Genomic DNA, 22,806 nt, shown 5'->3' on the forward strand with positions numbered 1-22,806 from the left:
GGACGGCCCCCTAGCCGGACGTCTGCAGCAGGAGCAGGGACGGCACGCGCTCCGGGAACCCCGACCGCAGGAGGCCGTGCCCGATCCCCGCCAGTCCGGTGAGCAGGCCGGGATGCGGAACCGCCTCCGGGGCGCCGCTGCGGGCACCGGTCTCCTCGACGGATGCGAGGAGTGCTCCGGCCCGGCGGATCCAGTGCGGGCGTGCCTCCGGGACCGCGCCGTGGCCCAGGAGTTCGCACAGTCCGGCCTCGCCGTGGCAGAGGCTGTCGTCGGCGGCCGGCCCCTCCCGGCCCAGCCCTTCGACGGTCCTGCGGGACCAGCCCGCGAGGTGTGGGTCGTCCAGGGCGCCCGGGGCGTCCAGCACGGCGAGCGCGATGCCGGCGCGCCCGCGGCACCAGGCCGAGGCCCGGGCCCCGACCGCGGGCCCCTCCGCCGGTGAGGCCCCGAAGGGTCCCTCGTGGCCCCCCGGGGCCCGGCCTGCGTCCGGCTCCCCGCCCACGGCCGCCCGCAGCGCGGCCAGGCCCGCGAGCCGGTACCGCTCACCGCCCTCGGCCGCCCCGGACCCCGCGGCGGCCTCGGCGAACCGCAGCAGGGCCCATCCGACCCCGGCGGCCCCCGTCGTGAAGCCCCGCCCGCCGGCCGTGGGATCCACCGCGGTCAGCCGGTCCGCGCAGGCCCGCGCGTCCCGCCAGGTCTGCTCCTCGTCCCCGGTACCGGCCCCGGCCCGGTGGGCGGCCAGCAGCGCGACGAGCCCGCCCGCGACGCCCGCGCCCACGCCGTGCTCCCGCTCGGACACCGCCGCCGCGCCCGCCAGCCGCAGCGTGGCGCACGCCCATGAGCCGACCTCCGGATCCTCCAGCAGCCGTGCCGTCTCGGCGAGCGCGTACGCGATGCCGCCGAGGCCGGAGAAGGCCCCCGAGCCCACCGCGGAGAGGTCCGCGGGCCGGCCGCGCAGCGCGTCGAGCAGCCCGGGCACCGGTGCCAGGGCCGTACGGGCCACCTCCGCGTAGTGTCCGGCCCCGGTGAGCGCCGCCAGCTGGGCGAGGAACAGCGCCGGGCCGGTGTACCCGCCGGCCAGGTCGGCCGGCATCGGGCCGATCCGCCAGTAGCGGTCGTCCAGGAGCTCCAGGCCGATCCAGTTGCTGCGCGGTCCCGCGCGGTACGCGCGGGAGACCAGCCGGTCCCCGAGGGACCGGGCCGCCGACAGCAGCCGCTCCGGCTCCGGGGCGCGCTCCGCCGTGCGGGTGCGCCGGTCCGCGACGGGCCGGTGCACGGGCGCGCGGGAGGCCGTCGCCATCGCGGCCCGCACGATCCACTCCTGGTCCTGGCGGTCGACCGGGTCCAGGGCGGCGAGCCTCGCGGCGACCCGGTCGATCCCGGACGGGTCCGTGCGGCCGGCCGACGACCGCTCCGGCGCGCCCCACGGGCGGCCCTGGCCCGGGCGGGCGGTGAACAGCGGTACGTCCCCCGCCCAGAGCTGGGCGATCTCCTCGTCCACCAGGCCGGGCGCGAGGACCGTCCCGAGCTCGTCGGTCCGCAGGGACTCCAGGACCCGCTGCCGCTCACCCGCGTCCTTCAGCAGATCGGGGTGCGTCGACTCGTCGAGCAGCGTGCTGTACACCCAGGTGGGGCGTACCAGCACCCGCACTTCGTCCTCGGTGAACGCCTTCAACAGGGCCGTCCCGTGCAGCAGTTCCTCCCTGGCCGCGCCGATCGCCGTGTACCCGGCGCGGAATCCGGCGCAGAGCGCTTCGATGTGGTCCGCCGGCTCGACGGGTCCGCCGCCCGCGAGGCGTGGCCGGTTGGCGGATTCGCCGAACCTCCCGGCCCTGCGCACCAGGCGCATCCGGTCGGTGCCGGCGTCGGCCCAGTCCGCCCGGGGGACGGGCGACACCGCTTCGCGGCCGCCGCCGACCGCGGACACGTCCAGGGCACTGTGGTCGCCCACCAGCAGTTGGGGCAGCAACCCGACCCGGTACACCGAGTCGTGCAGTGCGCGGGCGGCGGGGTCCGCCGTGGCGGTACCCGCCAGCGGCGGGTGGAACAGGGTCTCCACGTCGACCAGCACCGGGTGGGCGCCGGCGGCGATCAGGTTCTCGTGGTGCAGATCGGTCCCGTCGATCAGGTGCAGCAGCGCCAGCAGCGCGCCCTGGCGGCGGTAGAACGTCTCGACCTCCGCGGCGCAGGCGCAGGGTGCCGCGGCGACGAACTCCACCCACCCGTAGTCGCCCCGGTCGAGCAGCCGCAGCGTACGCAGGTCCACGCTGTCGGGCAGCGCGTTGAACCAGGCGACGAGGTCGTTGAAGTGGCGGTGCGCGGAGAGCGGCCGCGGCTTGTACACCAGCCGGGTCCCGTCGGCGAAACGCAGCAGCATCACGCTCCGTCCGCCGCGGTGCCCGTCACCGGCGCCCGGCTCGACGCCCACGAGCACGCCCCCGCCGGACTCCGCCAGGAGGCCGCCGGCCAGCAGGGCGTGGTCGTCCGCCAGCCGCTCCAGCGCCTCCGCGAGGGCGTCCGTCGCGTCGAGCGCCGCCCGCCCCAGGATCCGCGCCAGCACCGGCCGGCCGGCCAGCAGGGCCGTCAGACCGCGCCGGGACGCGGTGCGCCCCAGGAAGTCCCGGAACCGGGCCCGCGTGTCGTCCCCGTCGAGCCGCCCGGCGTTCCGCGCCTCGTACAGCTCCAGCACCAGCGTCCGCGCCGCTGCACGGGCCAGCCTGCCGCCGAGGTGCCTCTCCAGGTCCTCCCGTACGGCGGTCATGTCCACGAGCCTGCGCGCCCGCCCCGACACGCCGCGCTCCAGCCGTTCCCCCGCGCAGACGGTGAACGGCCGCAGCACCCACTCGAAACCGCTCAGTTCCGGATGGGCCCCCTCGGGCGCCACGGCCTCCTCGGGCGCTGCGGCCGACGCCTCTTCGGCGAACGCGGCCCAGTCCGGCCGCCGTTCACCCCCGCCACCGCCGACGAGCCCGGCCTCCCACCACCGCTCGACCGCCGACAGCGAAACCCCGGCCCGCCCCTGCCCAGCCACCAACGCCCCTCCTCGACCCCGGCCCCACCGCTCCGCGCCACGCCCGATCTTGGTACGGGGAGGGCCTTTCCCGCATGGGGAAGAGACCCCCATGTTTTCCACCCCGCCGCGACCCGGCCCCGAGCCGGCCGGCGCCGTCCCGTGGCGCCCCGCCGTCGAGCCGGCCCTTGTGCGCGGTGAAGCCCCCCCCCGCAGGAGGGCGATCTCGCCCGATACCGCTCGCATGCCGCCGCCGAACCGTTTCCATACCCGCCGGTCCTAGCGTCCGGGACGACCGTTGTGGCCGCCCGTTACCACCCCGCGAGGAGATCCCGTGCTCGAAGGCTTCGGCGAAGCGCTCGCGGACCGGGAGTACTACCTGCCCCTGGCCGGCGTGGCCGACCCCGGGCCGCGCTTCACACCCGGCGAGGTACCGCCGGGCCTGCGCGGTGCCGCCCAGGGCATCTGGACGGTCTGGGGCGGTCCGCGGACCGGGCTCGCCGAGCAGGGCTGGAAGATCCACGTGTCGGCCCGGCTGGACCGGGCGCAGCACGTCCTCGACACGGTCGCCGGGATCTGCTTCTCCGAAGGGGTGCCGTTCAAGCACCTGAGCGCCCGGCTCTTCTTCCTGTTCCTCCATCACAAGCACGCGGGGCGGGCCCAGGCGGGCAAGTTCTGCGCCGTCTACCCGCCGGACACGGCGACCGCCCGCCGGCTGCTGGAACGCCTGCGCGACGCGCTCGACGGGGAAGAGGGGCCGTACGTCCTCACCGACCGCCGCTTCCGCGACTCGCGGACGGTCCACTACCGCTACGGCTCCTTCGGAGCCCGCAGCCGGCTGCGGGCCGACGGCACCCGGGAGGGGCTGGTCCGCGACGGCTCCGGCCGCGAGGTCCCGGACCTGCGGCTGCCCGCCTTCCTCCTGCCCGCGGGGATCTCCGACCCCTTCGTAGAACAGGAGGAGCAGCCGCACGCGGGCCCGATCCTGATCCGCGACTACGAGGTGACCCGCGCGGTGCGCCTGGGCAACGCCGGCGGCACCTACCAGGCCCGGGACCGGCGGACCGGCCGCACCGTCTTCGTCAAGGAGGCCCGCGCCCACAACGGCCTGGTCTTCGACGGGACCGACGCGCAGCAGCGCCTGCGGCACGAGTACCGCGTGCTGTGCGAGCTGCACGCGGCCGCCCCCGGGGTGGGCCCGGAGCCGCTGGACCACTTCACGGAGTGGGAGCACGACTTCCTCGTCACGGAGTACATCGCGGGGCAGCCGCTGGTGGGCTGGCTGAGCCGGTCCTCCCCACTGGCCCGCGCCGACCGCACGGCCGAGACCGTCGCCGCGTACTACGAGGCGTGCCGGCGTCTGCTGGCCGCGCTGGACGCCTCGCTCGAGCGGCTGCACGCCGCCGGCTACCGGTTCGGTGACCTCAGCCTGGGCAATGTGATGGTCACACCGTCGGGCGGGGTCCGGCTGGTGGACTTCGAGGCGGCCTCGGCGCTGTCCGCGGCACCCTCCGGGATCGGCACCCCGGGGTTCACGCCGCCGCCCGGCCTGCTCCGGGCCGGCGCCGATCCGCTGCTGCAGGACCGGTACGGCACGTCGGCCGTCGCGTTCGCCTTCCTGGCGCCGTTCCAGGAGATCGCCGAACACGCGCCCGCCAACCTCGCGCTGCTGCGCCGCGACCTGGCGGACGTGGCTCCGCCGCAGGACCTGTGGCAGCGGGCGACCGCCTTCCACCTGACGGCGGACCGGGCGCAGGACCGGAACGGTCCCGACCGCCTGCCTTCCCCCGCCGAGCTGGACAGCGATCCGCGCGGATGCCTCACCCGGCTGGCCGAGGAGGTGGCCGCGGGGCTGCTGGAGACGGCCGACGCCGGCCGGCCGGAGTGGGCCTTCCCGCCCTCGCCCGAGGCGTTCCGGACCAACAACGTGTGCCTGGCCTACGGCACGGCCGGAGTGGTGCACGCCCTGCACCGCGCCGGGGCCGCGGTACCGGAGGAGATCCGCGAACGGCTGCGCCGCGACACCCTGGCGCTGCGCGACGCGCTGCCCCCGGGACTGCTCGTCGGCTCGGCCGGCATCGCCCGGGTGCTGGCGGCCCTCGGCCGGCCGGAGGAGGCCGTCGACCTGCTCCGGGACGCCGAGCGCCACCCCCTCACCGCCTCCTGCAGCACGCTGGCCGGCGGGCGGGCCGGGGTCGCCCTGGGCTGGCTCGCCCTGCACCGGCTGACCGGGGAGAGCAGCCACCTGGAGCGGGCCGCCGCGGCAGGGGAGGGCCTGCTGCGCAGCTCGGACCTGCAGTCCACCCTCGGCGAGCACGACGCCCGCGGCCTGCTGCACGGCCGCTCGGGGCTCGCCCTCTTCCTGCACCACCTGGCCCGTGACACCGGCGAGGCCCGCTGGCTGGAGGCGGGCCGCCTGCTGCTCCACCAGGAGCTGGACCGGACCTTTCCGCTGGACGACGGCGCCCTGTCCGTCTCCGACAACGCGCAGCTCACCCGTGCCATGCCGTACCTGGCCACGGGCGCGGCCGGTGTCGCGGCGGTGCTCACCCGCTACGTGGCCACCGCGCCGGACGAGCGCTGCGCCACGGCGCTGCCGAGGCTGGTCGCCGGCATCCGGGTCTCCTGCGCCACGAAGGAGGCGGGCCTGTACCGGGGGCTGGCCGGACTGAGCTGGTTCCTGACCGGGCACGCCGAGCTCACCGGCACCGACGCCGCCCGCGGGGACGCCGTGCGTGCCGCGACCGGCCTGCTGAAGTACGCCGTCCCCTACCGGCGCGGTGTCCGCTTCCTGGGAGCGGGCTCGCAGCGGTTCACCGCCGACCTGTCCAGTGGCGGGGCCGGTGTCCTGCTGGCCCTGCACCGCCTGCTGGCCGGCCCGCTCCTGACGGAGTCCCACCACGCGCCTCCCGGGATCCCGGCAGCCCGCTGACGGCACCGGGCGGGCGCCCCATGAACGCCTGGGCACGGCGGCGAGCAACTCCGTGCCGAGGTTCGCAGTGACCGACCGACACCACTCCGAGAAGAAAGTGGAGAGCATCCATGAGCCAGATCCTCGCGCTCCAGGCACTGGACACCGAGCCGGAGGCCCATGCCTTCCCGCCCTGCTTCAGCGTCGCCTGGAGCATCAGCGACATCTTCCCCGAGCCGATGTAACGAGCCGTACCCGGGAGGGCCGGGGCCGGTGGTCCTGCCACCGGCCCCGGCCCGGTGCGTCAGGACATGACCAGCCGGCCGGAGTCGAGGACCGCGGCCCTGTCGGCCAGGGCGTCGGCGGCCGCGCGGTCGTGGGTGATGAACACCAGGCTGAGTCCCTTCCGATCGCGCAGTGCGGCCAAGTGGGCGAGGATCGCGTCGCGGGTCGCCGGGTCGAGGCCCGAGGTGATCTCGTCGCAGACCAGAACGCCGGGGTCCGCCAGCAGGGCGCGGGCCAGTGCGGCCCGCTGGAGTTCACCGCCGGACAGCGCGCCGGGGCGGCGCAGGGTGAGGTCCTCGGCCAGCCCCAGCTCCGCCAGGGTCCGTACGGCTGCCGCGCGGGCCGCGTCCCGGTCGGCTCCGCGCAGCCGGACCGCCGTACGAGCCACTTGGCCGAGGACCGGCCGGTGCTCGTCGAAGGCCGCCTTGGGGTCCTGGAACACGTACTGCACGGTGGCCAGTTCCCGGCGGTTGCGGTCGCGCAGGCCGCGCGGCAGCGGGGTCCCGTCGAGCAGGACCGCGCCGTCGTACGAGGAGTGCAGCCCGGCCAGGCAGCGGCCCAGGGTGGTTTTGCCGCTGCCTGAGCGGCCGGCCACGGCCAGGCACTCCCCCGGCGCGACGGACACCGTGACGCCGTGCAGCACCGGGACGGTGCCGGCCGCGGTCCGGTGCCGTGCGGTCAGGTCCCGGACCGCGAGCCTGGTGCCGGCGGGCAGGCTGCCGGCGGGTCGCGGCGCGGGGAACGCAGGTCGTGACGGGGCGGGCAGCACCCGGTCCGCGGGTCCGCGGTCCACGACCCGGCCGGCACGCAGCACGACCGCGTCGTGGGCCAGCTGTCGTACGGCGTCCAGGTCGTGGCTGAGCAGGACCAGGGCGATGCCCTGCCCGGCGACATCGGCCAGGGCCTGGACGACGCCCTGTCGGGTGGCCGGGTCCTGTCCCGTGGTGGGTTCGTCGGCGACGATCACCCTGGCCCCCAGGAGCAGTGCCTGTGCGATGACGACCCGCTGCTGCTGGCCGCCGGAGAGCTGGTGGGGGTAGCGGCGCAGGACCGTCTCGGGGTCGGGCAGCTGAGCCAGCCGCAGGGCGTGCTCGACGCGGTCGCGGATCTCACGGCGGGTGCCGCCCCGGTGGGCGGCGATGTCGCGCAGGAGGGCTCCGGCGCGGCGGGCGGGGTTGAGGACGGCCGCGGGGTGCTGGGGTACGTAGCCGACCGCGCCGGGTCCGGGGGTGCGGATCCGGCCGTCGATGCGGGCGCCGGGCGGGAACTCGCCGAGCAGGGCGCGCCCGATCGTGGTCTTCCCGCTGCCCGAGGGCCCGACGAGTGCCGTGACCCGGCCGGGGCGGGCCGCCAGGCTCACGCCGTCGACGAGCGTGCTGCCGTCCACCCGCACGCGCAGGCCGTCCACTTCCGCGAGCGGGTCCGTCACCGGGTTCCTTCCTTCCCGGCCTTCGCCGGTGTGTGCAGTGCGGCGTCGAAGAACAGGTTGGTGCCCATCGACAGGGCCGCGATGAGGAGGGCGGGCATCACGACGGCCCACGGCTGCAGGAACAGGCCGGTGCGGTTGCGGTCCACCATCACCGCCCAGTCGGCGGCGTCCGGTTCGACGCCGATGCCGAGGAACGCGGCCGTGGCCACGAGGTAGAGGGCGCCGGTCAGCCGGATCCCGGCGTCGGCGGCGAGGGTCCGGCGCATGGAGCGGGCCACGTGGCCCAGCGCCGTACGCCACCACGACTCGCCCTGCATCCGCAGGGCCTCGACGGCGGGCCGGGAGGCGATCTCGGTCGCCGCCGCGTGCACGACCCGTGCGGCGTCGGGTACGGCGGCCAGGCCGACCAGGGCCGCCAGGCCGGCCGGTCCCGGGGTGAGGGTCGCCGCCACCAGCAGCACGAGCAGGAGTGACGGGACGGCGATCAGTACGTCGAGGGGCCGCATGAGGGCCTCCTCGAGCCAGGTGCGGCGGGTGAGCGCGGCGGTGAGCCCGAGCGGTACCGCCACCAGGTAGGCGAGGCCGGTGGCCCCGAGCGCCACGAGGACCACGGAGCGGCCGCCGAGCAGGACCTGCCGCCAGACGTCCCGGCCACTGAAGTCGGTGCCCAGCCAGTGCCCGGCGCCCGAGGCGAAGGAGACCGAGCGGGGCCCGGCCGGTCCGGCGAGCAGCGGTCCGGCGACGGCCACCAGCAGGGGCAGGGCGATCAGCCCCACGGCGAGCGCGTACCTGCGCACAACGCGCCTCATGCGGCCACCTCCGCACGGGGGGCGAACCGGCGGGCGACGAGGTCGGCGCCGAGGTTCGCCAGGACGGTGACCACGCCGAAGACGACGGCCATGCCCTGGACGACCGGGACGTCCCGGGCGGCGACGGCTTCGATGAGCACGGTTCCCAGTCCCGGGATGACGAAGAGGGCCTCGACGACGATCACTCCGCTCAGCAGCCAGTCGCAGGTCCGGGCCAGCTGCTGGGCGGCCGGGGCGAGGGCGTTGGGGAGGGCGTGGGTCCAGCGGACGCGGGCGCCGCCGACACCGTAGCGCAGGGCCTGGGCGACGTACGGGGAGGCCATCGCGTCGATCATCCCGGCCCGGACCAGGCGGCTGATGGTGCACACCGGCCGGGAGACCAGGACGAGGACGGGCAGGACCAGTACGGCCGGATCGGTGAGCGGGTCCGCGCCGACGGCGGTGGGCGGCAGCCAGCCCAGCCACAGCCCGAAGAGGGTGGCGAGCAGCACGCCGAGGGCGAATTCGGGGACGGAGTGCACGGCCAGGGTCAGCGCGCTGAGGGTACGGTCCAGCGGGCCGCCCTCGCGGCGGGCGCACAGCACGCCGAGCCCGGCCGACAGCGGCAGCAGCACGAGGAGGGTGGCTGACGCGAGCAGCACGGTGGGCCCGAGGCCGCCGGACAGGTAGCCGGAGACGGGACGCCCGCTGACCAGGGAGGTGCCGAGGTCACCCCGGAGGAGTCCGGCGGCCCAGTCCAGGAAGCGTTCGGCGGCGGGCCGGTCCAGGTCCAGGGCCGCGCGGATGCGGGCGATGCGCTCCGGTTCGGGCTGGTCGCCGGCCAGGGCGACGGCCGCGTCCCCGGGCAGGGCTTCGGTGAGCACGAAGACGAAGAGGACGACGGCCGCCGTCTGCCCCAGCCCGAGGAGCAGTCGGCGGCCGGCCCAGGGGAGGTGGAGGGTCACGCGAGCCAGATCTTGTCGAAGCGGGCCCAGTCGAGGGTGTTGGCGGGGGCCTGGGCGGAAACGCCGCGCACGGCGGGCGCGGTGGCGACGATCCAGTCGGCGAAGCCCCAGATCAGGAAGCCGCCTTCGTCGTACAGGCGGCGCTGCATGCGCTCGTAGAGGGCGGCCCGCTCCGTCTCGTCGCGGGTGGACTGGGCCTGCTGGTACAGGTCGTCGAAGTCCTTCTGCTGCCACTTGGTGGCGTTGGTGGTGGATGCGGTGAGCAGGCGCTGGGAGACGTGGGACTCGATGGGCATGGCACCGGACCGGTAGGAGGCGAAGGTGCCGTTGCCCAGGATGTCCTTCCAGTACGTGTCCTTGTTGCCGACCTTGATCTCGACGGTGACCCCGGCCCTGGCGGCCTGCTCCTTGAAGATCCCGGCGGCCTCGATGAAGCCGGTGGCGGCGGGGGCGGTGTCGAGGGTGACCTTCAGGTTCTCGGCGCCGGCCTCCTTGAGGAGGGCGCGGGCGCGGTCGAGGTCCTGGGTGCGCTGCGGCAGCTCGGAGGCGTAGTACCGGCAGCCCTTGCCGAAGAGGTCGTTGCCGACCTCGCCGGCGCCGGACAGGGCGCCGTCGACGAGTTCCTTGCGGTCGGCGATGAGGAAGAACGCCTGGCGGACCCGCTTGTCATCGAACGGGGGCCGGTCGGTCTTCATCACGAAGCCCTGCATGGAGCTGCCGGGCAGCCGGATGACCTCGATCTCCCCCTTGCCCTCGTGGGTGCGGGCGGTGGCGGGGCTGAGCTCGTGGGCGTACTGGACCTGGCCGGCGAGCAGGGCGCTGACCCGGGCCGATTCCTCGGTGGCGACGACGAATTCGAGCTGCTCCAGGTGGGGTGCGCCCTCCCAGTAGGCGTCGTTGCGCCTGACCAGCAGCGATTTTCCGGGCGTGAAGGAGCGATAGGTGAACGGGCCGGAGCCGACGGGCCTGTCGAAGGAGGTGGTGCCCTGGGGAATGACGTGGGCGCCGAACGCGGCGAGCACGTTGGGGAATTCGGCGTACGGGCGCTTCAGCCTGAACTCGACGGTGGACGGGTCGAGGGCGCGGCTGGCTTCGAGGTCGATGGGCTCCAGGGAGGCCTTGGCCCGGAAGGTGGCCTTCGGGTCGGCGATCCGGCGGTAGCTGTAGAGGACGTCCTCGGCGGTGACCGGGCGGCCGTCGTGGAAGGCGGCCTTGCGGAGGGTGATCTTCCAGGTGTCGAGGGTCTCGTTGGGTTCCCACCGCTCGGCGAGCCGCGGTACGGGGGCGAGGTCGGCGCCGAAGTCGGCGAGCTTGTCGTACAGGGCCTTGGCCCGGGCGGCGTCCACGAACAGGTTGGCGGCGTGCGGGTCGAGGGTCTCGCCCGCCCCGCCGCCCGCGAAGGCGGCGCGCAGCGTACCGCCGCGCTTGGGGGTGCCGGCCGCGGCGGCGTTCTTGGCGTCGGCGGTCTTGCGGGTGTCGCCGGCGCAGCCGGTGGTCAGACCAAGGGCGACGGCGGTGGCCGTGCCCGTGGCCACGAGGAATCCTCGGCGGGCGAGGCCGGAGCGGGGGCTTTTCACGGTGTGGTGTCTCCGTTGCTGTGCGGGGAGTCGGGCTGGGGCGGGGTGCGCGGAGCGAGCCGGGCGACGAGGTGCAGGCGGTCGGAACTCGTGGTCCCGTGCGGGGAGTCGCCTTCGCGCCAGGGTGGTTCGCTGCGCGGGCCGGGGCGGTCGTACAGGTCGAGGACCTCGAAGCCCGCCTGGGCGAGGAAGAACCTCAGTTCCTGGGGGAACAGCAGCCGCCAGGCGGAATGCCGTTCCTGCTGCGGTGTGCCGTTGCCGGCGCTCCAGGTGCGCCGGCGGCGCAGGAGTTGTGCGCCGTGATCGATCCACAGGGTGGTGTGGGAGGTGTACGTGGTGCCGCGCCAGTCGAAGGAAGCGGTGCGCGGCCCGTCGAGGAGTTCGGTGTTGCCGAGGAAGAAGGCGCCGTTGCGCATCTCGGCGATGAGCAGCCCGCCGGGCGCGAGGTGGCGGCGGCAGGCGGTGAGACAGGCCATGAGGTCGTCGTTGGTGTGGCAGTAGAGCAGGGCGCTGTCCAGGCAGAGGACGGCGTCGAAGGTCCGGCCGAGGTCGAAGTGCCGCATGTCGGCCCGGTGGTGGTCGGGTCCCGGGTGCCGGCGGCGGGCGTGGTCGAGCATGGCCTCGGCGGTGTCGATCCCGGTGACGCGCCGTCCGGCGCGATGGTGCAGCCAGGCGGCGTCCCGGCCGGTACCGCAGCCGATGTCCAGGATCCGGGGCCCCGCACCGTAACGGCGCAGGACCTCCTCGGCCCAGCGTGCGGCGAGGCGGTCGGCGTCGGGGAAGCGCTCTTCGTAGAGCTCGGGGTGGTCGGTGAGGAGGTTTCCGGTGCTCATCGGGTCTCGCTTGGGGTACGGGGAGGGAGGTGCGGAGCGGCGGATGCCGCGTCCGGGCGTGGGTCCGGCTCCGGCTGCGGGTCCCGGTCCCGCGCGGCCGGGGCGGCGGGTGCCTCCGCGGCGGCGGGGGCGGCGGGCAGGGACCGGCGCCGGTGCAGCAGGGTGACGGCCGCCGCCGAGGCCAGGCCGAGGGCCGTGCAGCAGGCGTACGGCAGCCATGCCGGTCCGGTGTCCGCGGCGGTGTCCATGGCCCGGCCCACGCCCGCTCCGGCGCCCGCGGCGGCCACTCCGGACACCGCGTAGAACAGGCCGTAGGAGGTTCCGGTCAGTTCCGCGCGGCCGAAAGCCGGGATGAGCTCCATGACGAACGGCTGGGCGGTCATCAACCCGAGGTGCAGCAGCAGCGCCCCGGCCAGGACCGGCAGCAGCCGCGCCGGGTGCTCCCCCGACGTCCCCGCCACCAGCACGGGCGGTACGAAACCGAGAGCGCTGACGGCCATCCCGGTGGCGATCCAGCGCCCGCGGCCGCTGCCGCGTGCGGACAGCCGGCGGGTGAGACGCAGCTGGAACAACAGGCCGGAGAGGGTCCCGGCGGCGAACAGCAGCCCGACGGCGCCCGGCAGGCCGGTTGCGTGCCGCGCGGCATGCGGGAGCAGCAGGTAGAGCTGGCTCTCCATGCCGTACATGCCGACCATGGCCAGGGCGAAGGCCACGAAGCGGCGGTTTCCCGCGACCTCCCGCCAGTTGGCGAGAACGGATCCGGCCGGCCGCGGGACCTCCCGGGCGGGCAGTACGGCGGCCTGCGCGAGGGTGAGGACCGCGAAGACGCCCGCCGCGGTGAGCGCCGCCGCCCTGAATCCGCCGAACAGCAGCAGGCTGCCCAGCAGCGGCCCGAGCAGGGCCCCGGCCGTGGCGAACACGTTGAACAGCGCGAAGGCCTCGGCCTTGCGGTCGCCGGCCTCCTGGGCGACGTACGTCCGCACGGCCGGGTTGAACAGGGCACCGGCGAGGCCGCTCAGCACCGACGCGGCGAACAGCACCGGCAGTGCGTCGCCGAGGGCGAACAGTGCGAAGCCGACGGTGCGCAGGCCGCAGCCCGCGATGATCACGCCGCGGGCTCCGAGGCGGTCGGCCGCCGAGCCCCCGATCAGGAACAGTCCCTGCTGGCTGAGGTTGCGCAGGCCCAGGACGAGACCGACCAGTGCCGCCGACAGCCCGAGGTCGTCGGTGAGGTGGGTGGCCAGGTACGGGATGAGCAGGTAGAAACCGGTGTTGACGCCGAGCTGGTTGACCAGCAGGAGCCGTATGGCCGGCGGGAAGCCGCGGACCGCGGTGATGGTCCTCACCGCGCGGCCCCTGCGGGTATGCCGGCGCGGGGCAGTACGCCGAGGCCGCCGCGCGGGGCGGGGCGTACGGTGCCGTCGGCGCCGCCGATCCCGGCCCACGGGTCGTCGGCGAGGAGGAGATGGCCGTCGAGGTCGACCCAGCGGGCCCGGTCGACCAGGTGGACGGCGGGCGCGATGCCGAGCGAACTGGCCGTCAGGCAGCCCAGCATGAGGTCGGTGCCGCTGCCGGCCAGCGCGGCGTGGATGCGCAGCGCGGCCCGTACGCCGCCGCACTTGGCGAGTTTGACGTTGACCCCGTGGACCCGTCCCGCGAGGGCTGCGGCGTCCTCGTAGGAGACCGCGTCCTCGTCGGCGATCACCGGGACCGGGGAGGCGGCGGCGACCCGGACCAGGACCTCGGGCCGGCCGGCCGCGACGGGCTGTTCCACGGCGGTGACCCCGAGGGCGGCGAAGCGGGGCAGCAGTTCGTTCGCCTGCCGTTCGCTCCAGGCGCCGTTGGGGTCGAGCAGCAGATCCGCCGCGGGCGCCCCTGCCCGGACGGCCTCGACCCGCGCCAGGTCCTCGGCCGGGTCGGGGGACCCGGCCTTGACCTTCAGGACGGTGAAACCGGCCACGGCGAGCCGAGCGGCCTGGGCAGCGGCGGCGACGGGCTCGACGATGCCGATGGTGCGGGCCGTGGCGGCCGACGGGGGCGAGGAACTGCCGAGCAGCCGGTGCGCGGGCTCGCCGGCCCGCTTCCCGGTGAGGTCCAGTACGGCGGCCTCGACCGCGGCGAGTACTCCGGCGGGCAGCTCTGCGCCGACGGGGCCCGCGGGGGCGAGTTCGGCCCAGGCGGTCTCGGGGTCCGGCAGGCGCTCGACCGCCGGGCGCAGCGCGTCCAGGTGGCGCAGGATCCGCTCGGTGGGCAGCCCCAGGTACGCGCTGCTGACGGCCTCCCCCCAGCCGCGCAGCCCGCCGTGGTGCAGGGTGACCCAGACGGCGTCGCGGCGGGCCATCACGGAGCGGGAGATGCGCAGCGGCTCCGCCAGTTCCAGCGAGGTGGTGTGCCAGGTGAGTCTCATACGGCGCCTCCGGGGGCCGGAACGCGGCGGGCGAGGGCTCCGCTGCCGGCTGTGGCAGCGGGGTCGACGACGGTGCGGCAGCGGGCCCAGCCGACGGCCTCGGCCGCGCGCGGGTGCGGGATCTCCAGCGGGCGGGTGGCCGGGGCCGTGGTGGTCAGTCCGTGGGCGAGGCAGAAGTCGTCGTCGTAGACGGTGCCGAGGTAGCGGTGCGGTCCGTCGGGGAAGACGGTGGCGACGACTGCTCCCGGTTCGGCCCTGGCGGCCCAGGCGGAGACCAGGGCGACGGCGCCGGTGCTCCAGCCGCCGCTGACGAAGCTGCCGCGGGCGAGCCGCCGGCAGGCGTCGACGGCCTCGGCGGGTCCCACCCAGTGCACCTCGTCGAAGCCTCCGTGGCGGACGTTGCCGGGGTGGATGCTGCTGCCCAGTCCGCGCATCAGGCGCGGCCGGGCGGGCTGGCCGAAGATGGCGGAGCCGACCGAATCGACGCCGATCACCCTCAGCCGGGGCCACCGACGCCGCAGCGGGCCGACGAGTCCGGCACTGTGCCCCCCGGTGCCCACACTGCACACCAGGACGTCCAGGTGGTCGAGCTGACCGATCAGTTCGGCCGCCATCGACCGGTAACCCGCGGGATTGTCCGGGTTGTTGTACTGGTCGGGCCAGTAGGCACCGTCGGTGCGCGCCAGGACTTCGCGCAGCCGGGCAATGCGGGCGGCCTGCCAGCCGCCCTGCGGGGCCGGGCGGTCGACGAGCTCCAGCCGGGCGCCGTAGGTGCGCAGCAACTGCCGCATGGACGGTTCGAGTTCGGTGTCGCCGACGAGGATGACCGGATGGCCGAGGGCCTGTCCGGCGAAGGCCAGCCCGATGCCCATGGTGCCGGAGGTGGACTCGACGACCGGGGCGCCGGGGCGCAGCTCACCGCGCCTGCGGGCGCCGGTCAGCATGGACATGGCCGCCCGGGCCTTCATCCCGCCGGCGCCGAGGCATTCGAGTTTGGCCCAGAAACCGGGATGGGGGTGGGGCAGGTCGGTGTGGATGCGCGCGAGCGGGGTCCGCCCCAGCAGGGGCAGGAGGCCGGGGTTGGCGGCAGCGGTGTCCGACCCGTGTATGGGCGGAGCGAGGGTCACGGACGGCCTCCGTAAAGGTGGATGACGCCGGGGCCGCCGTCGAGCCAGAAGAACGGGTAGGGCTCGGCGGACACGGCGCTCACCCCGGCCCCGAGGAAGCGGGGCAGGACGGCGCTGCCGGTCTGCGCGAACATCACGAGCGGCTTCCCGCTCGCGGCGGCATGGTCGAGCAGGCCCTGGAAGGTGCCGTTGCCGAGAGTCATACCGGAGGCGAGGATCGCTCCGCAGCGCTCCAGACCGTCGCCCGTGTCGGTCAGTACGGGCTCGCCCCACTCGGTGGTGCCGCCCTTGAGGTCGCACGGCAGGTAGTCCAGGCCGCGTGAACGCAGTTGCTCCAGGAGCGAGTTCACCACTCCGACCACCAGGACCGGACCGCGCTCGCCGGACGGTGAGGCGTCAGCGGGCAGCAGGTCGACGACGGCACGGGCCCGCGCCCGCGAACGGCTCAGCGAACTGCCGGCCGACAGCGGCCACGGGCGGGCGCCGTTGCCAGGCTCGTGCGGGCGTACGCGGGCCAGATAGGCGTCGAGCGCCGCGATCCGCACCGGCAGGAGCGGATGGCCGAGCAGGTCGGCGACGGTGCTGCCCACGCAGTCGTCGAGGGCGTCGGCAGGCAGTGCCCCGGGTTCCACTGCGCAGGACCCGACGGCCTCGTCGAGCCGCAGGCTCAGCACCTCGTTGCGGTAGCCGCTGCTGCGCCCCTCGTGCCGGACGGCCTGGGTGGTGGTGAAGGCGAGGGAGATCCGCTCGCGAGCGGGGTGGGGGCCGTACGCCCCGCCGAGGACGCTGTCGAAGAGCTGGTCGACGGTCCGGACGACGGGGTCGTCGCCGTGCGCCCGGCCGCGCGCCGGGTTCCCTTCGGTTCGGGGCGTGTGGAGGGCATGCAGGGTCATGCGGGCACCGTCGCGGAAGGCTCGTAGGAGGGGCGCAGGCCGGCCAGCAGCCGCTCGGCGGCAGCGCGGGCGCCGCCGCCCTCGGTGTCGGCGGTCATGACATGGCCCAGGTACTCGTTGTTGCTGGTGGCGGGCCGTACGCTGCGGCCGGGTTCGGCGAGGGTGAGCTCGAGCACCTCGGGCCGGGCGCGGACGGCTTGCGCCCCCTCGATGCCGGTGAGGGTGCCGGCGGCATCGGGCAGCAGGAAGGCGATGGCGGCGCTGCGCACGCCGGTCGCTCGCGGTGCGAGGCCGGGCGTGCGGCCGAGGGCCACGTCCACGCAGGCGGTGGCCAGGTCGACGCCGGTGACATGGCGGACCAGTTCGGTGATGCGGTTGCCGGCCGGGCGGGGGTTGACCTCGACGAGCCGGGGTCCGTCAGGAGTCAGTTTGATTTCGGTGTGGCAGACCACCTGGTCCAGGCCCAGCGCCTTGACGGCCCGCAGCGCGGTCTCGGCGGCTTCCGCCGCCAGTGCCTCGTCGATGCCGGCCGGGAACATGTGGCCCGTCTCGATGAAGGCGGGCGCCCCGCCGATGCTCTTGTCGGTGACGCCGACCACGTGGGTGGTGCCGCCGGTGGAGACGGTCTCGACGCTGACTTCGGGCCCCTGCAGCAGTTCTTCGAGCAGAATGACGGGCGTACGATCCTGGCCACGCGCGTTCACCGGGAACTGCGCCAGGGCCTGGCAGGCCGACTCCAGTTCGCGCTCGTCGCGCACCGCGCGGACCAGCATGCCCGCGCACAGGTCCACCGGCTTCACCACGAGCGGGTAGCCGATCTCGCGAGCGGCGGCCGCCGCCTCCGCGCCCCCCTCGCAGAGCGCGAACCGCGGCCCGGGCACGCCGGCATCGGCGAGGGCACGGCGCGTCAGGTCCTTGCGGCACGCCGCCTCGACGGCCTCCGGGGCGGGCCCGGGCAGGCCGAGCCGCCGGGCGGTGTGCGCGACGGCCGGCAGGTAGTAGTCGCACGAGGAAACCACCCCGTCGAAGCCGAGTACGGCGTGCAGGCCCTCGAGCCGGTCGAGCAGGGCGCCCGTGTCGTTGGTGTCCGCCGTGATGACGTTGCGGGCCGTGAGCAGCGGGTGCGGCCCGTCGCCCGCGGGGGCCGAGCGCAGGTAGTGGTGCAGGTCGCGGGTGACGAAGGTGAACTCGTGCCCGTCTTCGCGGATGGCCCTGGGCAGCAGCCTGCTCATCGACCCCACCCAGCTTTCGATCATCAGCAGATGTCCCATCGGACTTCCTCCCAAGACTGCCGTCGGCTCCGTGCGACCCAGACGTTATAGGAAATCGTTTTCATTTCCAATACGGCGGTTTTCCGATAGCCTGCGTCCCCCGGAGCAGGAGAGGCGGAGTGTGATGACAGAGCTGACGCGGGATCAGAGGGTGGGGCCGTACACGGTGCGGCACGCGAGAACCGAGGACGTGGCCGGCGCTCGGAGCGTCATGCTGGACACCTTCTACCGGGAGTTCACCTACGGGTACGTGCCGCACTGGCACCCCGACGTCGTCGACCTCGAAGGCACCTACCTGCGCCATCCCCGGCACACCCTCGTGGTGGCCGTACGCGGTGACGGCGAGGTGGTCGGCACCACCGCGCTCACCTCGCGCGGCCCCGCCCACCCGCCGCACCCGCGGCGCCTGGCCGAGCGCTACCCCTCGGGACGGACCGCACAGCTACTGCGGGTGTACGTACGCCCCGAACACCGGCGGCACGGGCTGGCCCGCGCGATGGTGCACACCGCCTGCGCGTTCGCCGCGTCCGTGCCCGGCTACGAGCGCATCTACCTGCACACCAACGTCGACATCCCCGGCGCGGAAGGTTTCTGGCGCAGCATGGCCACCGAAATCTTCGACGCCCGCACCACCGGCGAGCACGGCGGATTCGGAACCGTCCACTTCGAGATGCCGCTCCCGGTGCCGGAAGCGGACCCGGGTCCGGCGACGGGGATGGGACCGGGCCGGGAACCGGCCGGAGTCATGTGAGGCATCGTTCCGAACCGGTCAAGGTCCGGTACCCCGCTCATTTGGTCCAGATGTCCAGCAGTTGGTTGGCCGCGCGGAAATGGTCGGGCGAGTCCACGTTGCACACGACCGTGACGGCGGTGTTGCGGTCCGGGCTCACCTTGAAGGTGCTGTGGAACCCCTCCCAGTCGCCGCGGTGCACGAGGCTCTTGTCGGGGAGGAGGAGGATCCCGGCCCCGTAGCGCCCTTCTTCGATTCCGCGCCCGCGCAGCACGTCACCCACGCTCACCGCTCCCTCCGTGACTCCGGTGAGCAGCTGTGTTCCGCCGATGCGACCGGTCCGGTAGTTGTCGGCCCAGCGGACGAACTCTCCGGGGGTGGTCTGGACGGACCCGTCTCCGTACTGCTTCCAGGGGGAGGAGTTCGGTGTGAAGGAGCCGTCCTCGCCGTCGTACGACTTCGCCTTGCCGGGAACGTCCACCGCCGGGGAGAGAACCATGCGCAGGTGCAGCGGGGTGAAGAACTCCTGTTGGAGGAAGGCCGGGAACGGCTTGCCGCTGACGCGCTCGACGACGTGCGCCAGGAGGACGTAGTTGGAGTTGGAGTAGGAGAAGCGCTCGCCCGGCGGGCCTTCCGGCTGTGAGGCGAGGATGGCCGCGATCGCTTCCTTCTGGCCGGCCGGATCCGTCAGTTTGGTCCCCTTGGCCTCCAGCAGGTCCTGGTAGTCGGTGATGCCGCTGGTGTGACGCATCAGATCGCCCAGGGTGACGGACCGCGTCCAGGCGGGCGGGTCGTCGAGGTAATCGGACAGGGGGTCCTTCAGCGCGAGTCGGTGCCGCCCGGCCAGCAGGAGGACGGCGTCCGCGGTGAACTGCTTGGAGTTGGACGCCATGTCGAAGACCGTCTTCGAGGTGATGGCGCGCCCGGTCGCCAGGTCCGCCTTCCCTCTCCCCGCCTCCCAGACGACGTTCCCCCGTTTGCCGACGGCTGCCGCACAGCCCGGGTCGTCGGGAGACGGGACCAGCTGCCGGAGAACATCGGCGCTGCGTTTCAGGCGGTCGTCGCCGGCCGCGTACGCCTGCGGGTTCGCCACGCCGGCCAGTGCGACCGCGGCCATGAGGCCCCCGGCGGTGCACAACGACACCATCCGGTTCACGGACACCACCTTCTTTCTGCGAGGTCGTCTCAAGGAGCGGTCTCGAACTTCGGGGGCTTGAGGTCCTTGATGCAGTCGGTGTTCGGGGCGGTCGGGGTGTCGAAGAAGGAGGCGGTGATGGCCTGCGCGCACTTCGAGGTGGCGAAGACCACGTGGGCCACGTAGGGGACCGTGACGACGGTGGCCCGGGGCAGGGTGCGGGCGACGTACGGGCCGTTGTCGGCGCCGGTCTGGGAGTCGAAGCCGCCGGAGAGGGCGAGGGTCGGGATGTCGCTGCGCGTGGCGTCCCGGATCGAGCGGGGGGCCGCCGGAACGTTCCACGCGTCGCAGTCCGCCCGGAGGAAGGTGAGCTGCGGTGCCTGGGCCAGTACCGAGGCGGGGAAGTCCGGGAAGGCTTCCCGGCCGGCCCGGAGGGCCTGGGCCTCGGTTTCGTACGGGGTCCACTCGCTGCAGAAGACGCCGTAGGCGAGGCCGTGGGAGACCCTGCCGATGGCCTGTGGGCTGTGCTTGCCGCCCGCCCACTGTTCGGCGACGCGCTGCGGTTTGCCGTGGGCCAGCTCGTCGAGGGAGCGGGGGACGCCGGGGGCGACGTGGGTGGCGGAGGTCATCCAGTTCACCAGCGCTCCGCCGTCCAGGACGACCTTCACGGGCTTCGGGTTGTCGGGCAGCGTGACGGTGGTGGTGACCGGTTTGGCCTCCAGTTCGCGGACCAGGCGTTCGAAGGTGGCGGACAGGTTCGGGTAGCGGCGGTTGCACGCAGGCTGCTGCGCGCAGGCTTTGAACAGCCCGTCGAAGCCCTGCCGGGCGCTGCTCCAGGCCGTGGCCGAGCCGGCGTTGGAGGGCGGCAGGATGCCGTCGATGCCGACCGAGCGGATGCCTTCCGGGTGCAGGCGCATGTACGTGAGCGCCAGGTGGGTCCCGTAGGAGATGCCGAAGAGGTTCCACTCCCCGAGGCCCAGCGCGGTGCGCAGGTCCGCGTAGTCGGCGGCGCTCTGGATGTCGTTGTAGGCACCCAGGTCCGCCCCGCTGTCCGCCAGCTTCTCGCGGCAGGCCTTCGTCGCGGCGACGTGCTCGCGCCCGGTGGACGGCGCGTCGTAGACGAGGCCGACCGCGCGTGCGTTGAACTCGTCGATGTCGGGGCAGGTGAGCGCCGGGTCGGCCGAGTAGGTTCCGCGCTGGGACATGAGGATGACGTCGCGGTCGCGGTTCAGGCCGCCGTCGACCGCCATCTTCGCCTCCCCGACCGCGTCGTCGCCGGGTCCTCCGGCCAGCCATACGACCGGGTCGGGCTTGGGCTGGTCGGCCAGTGCCGGGACGATCGCGACGCCGAGCCTGATCGTTCGGCCGCTCTGTTCGGCGCGGTTCTCGGGCACGGTGAGCGTTCCGCACCGGGCCCCCTTGAGTTCGGGGATCGGCTCCGGTGTCTTCGGGCAGGCTCCCGGCTCGAAGCGGGCGTCGCCCACCGTCCGGGCGACCGTGCCGGTGGCGGGTCCGGGTGTCTCCTCCTGCCCGCTCGCGGGTGCCGCGAGCAGGCCGGTCACGAGGATCCCGGTCGCCGCTGCGGCCGACCTGGTGCGCAACCGCCGTACGTGCGGGCGTGCCATCTGCCCTCCTGGTCACTTCGGGGTGATGGTGAACGGTTCCCACTTGAGCCCCGCCACGCAGCCGGTGTCGGGCGCGGCCGGACGGGCGAGGAAGGACGCCAGCACCTTCTGGGCGCACGGTGACTGCGGGACCGTCCAGTGGCCGATGCCGGGGATCTGCACGGTGGTGGAGTGGGGCAGCGTTCGGGCCGTCTTCTGCGCCCAGCTCGGCCCGGTCTTCATGTCGAAAGTCCCGTTGAGGAAGAGGGTCGGCACCGAGCTGACGGGGGCCACCCGCTGCGTGGCGGTGCGGTCCGGAACGTTCCAGACGCGGCACACCTGCTCCTGGAACGCCAGTTGGGGCGCCTGGGCCAGGACCTGGTCCGGCCAGTCGGGGAAGGCGCGGCGGCCCGCGTTCAGCACGTCGGAGGCCGAGTGGTCGGGCACCCACTCGCTGCACACCACCGAATTCGTCAGACCGTGTGCGGTCTGGCCGATGACCTCGACCGAACCGGCGGCGCGGGCCCGGGCGAAGCGCTCCGGGCGTCCGCGGCCCAGTTCCTCGATCGCCGCCGGGACGTCGACGAGCGGGATCGCCTTGGCGACCAGCAGGTTCACCACCGCACCGCCGTCGAGGACGACCTTCACCGGGTCCCCTCCCTGCGGCGGCCGGACGGTCAGCGTCAGAGGATGGGCCTCCAGCTTGTTCACCTGCTCGTTCAGGGTGCGCTCGAGGTCCGGGTAGCGGCTCTTGCAGCGGGGTTCGGCCGCGCAGGCCTTGTACAGGTTGTCGAGCCCCTCCCGGGCACTGGCCCAGGCGAACGGCAGGGAGACGGACTGCGGAGGGGCGATCGAGTCGAGCGCGACCGCGCGGACCCCCTGGGGGTGCAGGCGCAGGTAGGTCAGGGCCAGGTTGCTGCCGTAGGAGTGGCCGTAGACGTTCCACTGCTTGATGCCGAGACCCGTGCGCAGATCGGCGAAGTCGGCTGCGTTCTCAGTGCTGTTGAAGGCGCTGAGATCGGTCCCGTCGGCTGTCAGGCGGTCCCGGCACTGCTTGACCGCGTCGAGCGTGAGCCGTTCCGTCTGCGGTGCGTAGGAGGGGAGCCCCACGGACCGTGCGGCGAGGCGGTCCAGCTCGGGGCAGGCCAGGTTGGGCTGGTCGTAGAGGTTGCCGCGCTGGGCCATGACGATCAGGTCGCGGTCCCGGTTGAGGCCGGAGTCGACCAGGAACGGAATGTCGTCGAACGTCTCGCCACCGGGGCCGCCCGACATGAACACCACGGGGTCGGCGGCGGGCTTCGCCGAGGCGGCCGGAACGACGGCCACGGCCAGCTTGATCTTCCGTCCGTCGGGACGGGCACGGTTCTCCGGAACCTCGAGGAAGCCGCACCGGGCGGTGGCCAGCGCTTCGATCGGCTCAGGCGTCCTGGGGCAGGGACCCGGCACGAAGCGCGACGCGATGACCTTGCCGGGCCCGGTGGTACCGGGGGCACCGGCCCGGGGTGGTGCAGCGCCCGCCGCATTCGGGGCCAGGGCTGTGAGGCAGCCCAGACCGAGCCCGGCGGCCGCTGCCCCGATACGGAAGCTGTGTCTTGCCATGTGATCCCGTTCCTCTGCCGGCCGCCGGCTGCCCTCAGGACAACGCCGCGACAATACGGGCGGAACGCATGTAATCGACGCTACCAGCGGGTCCGGTGACCTGCACACGGGCCGACCTCCGCTCCTTTGCCGCAGCAGGGACTTGCGTGCAGAGTGCAGAGACCGATCGAGCGGATCCGGCCGGTGCGGGAACCGTGAGAACGCTCGAGCCGGAATGGCTCTTCGTAGACTTCTACAACAACCTT

The 22,806-nt window shown here is 74.1% G+C and carries 16 protein-coding genes; 2 read left to right on the forward strand and 14 right to left on the reverse strand.

Annotated elements, in window-relative coordinates:
* Window positions 1-10: 10 nt before the first annotated feature.
* Window positions 11-3,130, reverse strand: a complete 3,120-nt coding sequence (locus ACIP5M_RS27215; protein WP_401201616.1) for a type 2 lanthipeptide synthetase LanM family protein — start codon at window positions 3,128-3,130, stop codon at window positions 11-13.
* A gap of 211 nt (window positions 3,131-3,341) precedes the next feature.
* Here ACIP5M_RS27215 and lanKC point away from each other — a divergent pair, with 211 nt between their 5' ends.
* Window positions 3,342-5,939 (forward strand): class III lanthionine synthetase LanKC, encoded by a 2,598-nt coding sequence (gene lanKC / locus ACIP5M_RS27220; protein WP_401201618.1) that lies wholly within the window; start codon window positions 3,342-3,344, stop codon window positions 5,937-5,939.
* 283 nt (window positions 5,940-6,222) lie between these two features.
* Here the strand turns inward: lanKC and ACIP5M_RS27225 are convergent, their stop codons facing one another.
* Genes ACIP5M_RS27225 through ACIP5M_RS27270 form a run of 10 tightly spaced genes read right to left on the reverse strand, consistent with a single transcriptional unit; the run spans window position 6,223 to window position 17,493 of the window.
* Window positions 6,223-7,632 carry an ABC transporter ATP-binding protein gene (locus tag ACIP5M_RS27225; RefSeq protein ID WP_401201619.1) on the reverse strand — a complete coding sequence of 470 codons (1,410 nt, stop codon included), beginning with the start codon at window positions 7,630-7,632 and terminating at the stop codon, window positions 6,223-6,225.
* Window positions 7,629-8,441, reverse strand: coding sequence for an ABC transporter permease (locus ACIP5M_RS27230; RefSeq protein WP_401201621.1), 813 nt, complete (start codon window positions 8,439-8,441; stop codon window positions 7,629-7,631). Before ACIP5M_RS27230 ends, ACIP5M_RS27225 begins: the two co-directional genes overlap by 4 nt.
* Window positions 8,438-9,394 (reverse strand): ABC transporter permease, encoded by a 957-nt coding sequence (locus ACIP5M_RS27235; RefSeq protein ID WP_401201756.1) that lies wholly within the window; start codon window positions 9,392-9,394, stop codon window positions 8,438-8,440. Before ACIP5M_RS27235 ends, ACIP5M_RS27230 begins: the two co-directional genes overlap by 4 nt.
* Window positions 9,382-10,920: an ABC transporter substrate-binding protein gene (locus tag ACIP5M_RS27240; RefSeq protein WP_401201623.1), complete on the reverse strand. Its 1,539-nt coding sequence runs from the start codon at window positions 10,918-10,920 to the stop codon at window positions 9,382-9,384. Before ACIP5M_RS27240 ends, ACIP5M_RS27235 begins: the two co-directional genes overlap by 13 nt.
* A gap of 38 nt (window positions 10,921-10,958) precedes the next feature.
* Window positions 10,959-11,795, reverse strand: a complete 837-nt coding sequence (locus ACIP5M_RS27245; protein ID WP_401201625.1) for a class I SAM-dependent methyltransferase — start codon at window positions 11,793-11,795, stop codon at window positions 10,959-10,961.
* Entirely contained in the window at window positions 11,792-13,141 is a 1,350-nt protein-coding gene (locus ACIP5M_RS27250; protein ID WP_401201626.1) for an MFS transporter, read from the reverse strand. The genes ACIP5M_RS27245 and ACIP5M_RS27250 overlap by 4 nt, the downstream gene beginning before the upstream one ends.
* A complete protein-coding gene (locus ACIP5M_RS27255) occupies window positions 13,138-14,202 on the reverse strand; it encodes a dipeptide epimerase (RefSeq protein WP_401201627.1) in 1,065 nt (354 codons plus the stop codon). Before ACIP5M_RS27255 ends, ACIP5M_RS27250 begins: the two co-directional genes overlap by 4 nt.
* Window positions 14,199-15,329, reverse strand: coding sequence for a PLP-dependent cysteine synthase family protein (locus tag ACIP5M_RS27260; RefSeq protein ID WP_401201629.1), 1,131 nt, complete (start codon window positions 15,327-15,329; stop codon window positions 14,199-14,201). Before ACIP5M_RS27260 ends, ACIP5M_RS27255 begins: the two co-directional genes overlap by 4 nt.
* Complete coding sequence (locus tag ACIP5M_RS27265) at window positions 15,326-16,222, reverse strand: hypothetical protein (protein WP_401201630.1); 897 nt, start codon at window positions 16,220-16,222, stop codon at window positions 15,326-15,328. Before ACIP5M_RS27265 ends, ACIP5M_RS27260 begins: the two co-directional genes overlap by 4 nt.
* Window positions 16,219-17,493, reverse strand: coding sequence for an ATP-grasp domain-containing protein (locus ACIP5M_RS27270; RefSeq protein ID WP_401201632.1), 1,275 nt, complete (start codon window positions 17,491-17,493; stop codon window positions 16,219-16,221). Before ACIP5M_RS27270 ends, ACIP5M_RS27265 begins: the two co-directional genes overlap by 4 nt.
* A 124-nt stretch (window positions 17,494-17,617) precedes the next feature.
* Between ACIP5M_RS27270 and ACIP5M_RS27275 the strand changes: the two genes are divergently transcribed.
* The gene (locus ACIP5M_RS27275; RefSeq protein WP_401201634.1) at window positions 17,618-18,244 is read left to right on the forward strand and encodes a GNAT family N-acetyltransferase; all 627 of its coding nucleotides are present in this window, start codon (window positions 17,618-17,620) and stop codon (window positions 18,242-18,244) included.
* A 37-nt stretch (window positions 18,245-18,281) separates the two neighbouring features.
* Here ACIP5M_RS27275 and ACIP5M_RS27280 read toward each other — a convergent pair whose 3' ends face one another.
* Genes ACIP5M_RS27280 through ACIP5M_RS27290 form a run of 3 tightly spaced genes read right to left on the reverse strand, consistent with a single transcriptional unit; the run spans window position 18,282 to window position 22,561 of the window.
* Window positions 18,282-19,370 (reverse strand): serine hydrolase domain-containing protein, encoded by a 1,089-nt coding sequence (locus ACIP5M_RS27280; RefSeq protein WP_401201757.1) that lies wholly within the window; start codon window positions 19,368-19,370, stop codon window positions 18,282-18,284.
* Between the two features lie 38 nt (window positions 19,371-19,408).
* The gene (locus ACIP5M_RS27285) at window positions 19,409-20,983 is read right to left on the reverse strand and encodes an alpha/beta fold hydrolase (protein ID WP_401201636.1); all 1,575 of its coding nucleotides are present in this window, start codon (window positions 20,981-20,983) and stop codon (window positions 19,409-19,411) included.
* A 12-nt stretch (window positions 20,984-20,995) separates the two neighbouring features.
* On the reverse strand, window positions 20,996-22,561 hold the full coding sequence (locus ACIP5M_RS27290) for an alpha/beta fold hydrolase (protein WP_401201638.1): 1,566 nt from the start codon (window positions 22,559-22,561) through the stop codon (window positions 20,996-20,998).
* Window positions 22,562-22,806 lie beyond the last annotated feature (245 nt).

The sequence above is a fragment of the Streptomyces sp. NPDC088762 genome (genome assembly GCF_044750905.1).
Taxonomy (GTDB): domain Bacteria; phylum Actinomycetota; class Actinomycetes; order Streptomycetales; family Streptomycetaceae; genus Streptomyces.

Excerpts from the sequence above, each read along its gene's own strand:
- ACIP5M_RS27230 (WP_401201621.1), bottom strand. The coding sequence starts at position 8,441 with ATGAGGCGCGTTGTGCGCAGGTACGCGCTCGCCGTGGGGCTGATCGCC.
- ACIP5M_RS27245 (WP_401201625.1), bottom strand. The coding sequence starts at position 11,795 with ATGAGCACCGGAAACCTCCTCACCGACCACCCCGAGCTCTACGAAGAG.
- ACIP5M_RS27255 (WP_401201627.1), bottom strand. The coding sequence starts at position 14,202 with ATGAGACTCACCTGGCACACCACCTCGCTGGAACTGGCGGAGCCGCTG.
- ACIP5M_RS27265 (WP_401201630.1), bottom strand. The coding sequence starts at position 16,222 with ATGACCCTGCATGCCCTCCACACGCCCCGAACCGAAGGGAACCCGGCG.
- ACIP5M_RS27270 (WP_401201632.1), bottom strand. The coding sequence starts at position 17,493 with ATGGGACATCTGCTGATGATCGAAAGCTGGGTGGGGTCGATGAGCAGG.
- ACIP5M_RS27275 (WP_401201634.1), top strand. The coding sequence starts at position 17,618 with ATGACAGAGCTGACGCGGGATCAGAGGGTGGGGCCGTACACGGTGCGG.
- ACIP5M_RS27280 (WP_401201757.1), bottom strand. The coding sequence starts at position 19,370 with ATGGTGTCGTTGTGCACCGCCGGGGGCCTCATGGCCGCGGTCGCACTG.
- ACIP5M_RS27285 (WP_401201636.1), bottom strand. The coding sequence starts at position 20,983 with ATGGCACGCCCGCACGTACGGCGGTTGCGCACCAGGTCGGCCGCAGCG.
- ACIP5M_RS27290 (WP_401201638.1), bottom strand. The coding sequence starts at position 22,561 with ATGGCAAGACACAGCTTCCGTATCGGGGCAGCGGCCGCCGGGCTCGGT.